The organism is Catenulispora rubra, from assembly GCF_015356825.1.
Taxonomy (GTDB): domain Bacteria; phylum Actinomycetota; class Actinomycetes; order Streptomycetales; family Catenulisporaceae; genus Catenulispora; species Catenulispora rubra.
On the sequence record NZ_JAACYW010000642.1, the window covers coordinates 1 to 1101 of the forward strand.

Below are 1101 nucleotides of genomic sequence, written 5' to 3' on the forward strand. Positions count from 1 at the left end.
TATGTCTATACCCTGACGACTACCACCGGGCAGGGCAAGGGCACTGCGACACCTCCGCCGGCCACCACGATGGCGCTGCCGTACTCGGACAACTTCGACACCGCCGCGACCAGTACGTCTCCGAAGTACTTCGCCGACATGAACGGCGCGTTCCAGACCACCGCCTGCGGCGGCGGCCGGTCCGGCACCTGTCTGCGCCAGATGGCAGCCACCACACCCATCCGCTGGACCAACGAGCCCTACGACGCCCCCTACACGATCATGGGCGACGGATCCTGGAGCAACTACACCGTCACCTCCGACGTACTGCTCGAACAGGCCGGCAGCGCCGAAGTCCTCGGGCGGGTCAACCAACAGAACCGCAACGACAACGGCCTGAACGCCTACCACTTCCGGATCAGCGACACCGGCGCCTGGTCGATCCAGAAAAGCTACTTCGACAGCAACTGGAAGTTCACCACGCTGGCCAGCGGCACCGTGCCCGCACTCGGCACCGGCAAGTGGCACACGATCTCGCTGAAGATGCAGGACACAACCCTGACAGCCGCCATCGACGGGGCCACGGTCGGCAGCATCACCGACACCTCCTACAGCACCGGCCAGGCCGGACTCGGCGTCGTCGGACCGGTCGATGCGACCACCGGATACCCCACCGCCAACCCCTACCTGACCCAAGAATTCGACAACTTCTCCCTCACCCCCGGCACCATCACACAACACACCGGCGCGATCACCTCCGGCCTGGCCGGCAAATGCGTCGACGACTTCAACGGCGCCACAGCCAACGGCACCAAGGTGGACCTGTACGACTGCAACGGCACCAACGCACAGAAGTGGACACGGACCAACGGCACACTGCAGATCAACGGCAAATGCGCGGACGTCACCAACCAGGCCACCGGCAACGGAACCCTGATCGAACTGTGGGACTGCAACGGCGGCACCAACCAACAATGGACCCCGCAACCCGACGGCACACTCAAAAGCAGCCAATCAGGACGCTGCCTGGACGACCCCGCATCCAACACCACCAACGGCACCCAACTGGAAATCTGGGACTGCAACAGCGGCACCAACCAGAAATGGACCCTGCCCTAGCAC

At 64.0% G+C, this 1101-nt stretch carries 1 protein-coding gene; it reads left to right on the top strand.

All coding sequences use genetic code 11. The features are described 5' to 3' along the window. The coding region (locus GWK61_RS54720) for a ricin-type beta-trefoil lectin domain protein (protein ID WP_194922314.1) at positions 1-1098 on the top strand (1098 nt) is incomplete at its 5' end. Between the last annotated feature and the right edge of the window lie 3 nt (positions 1099-1101).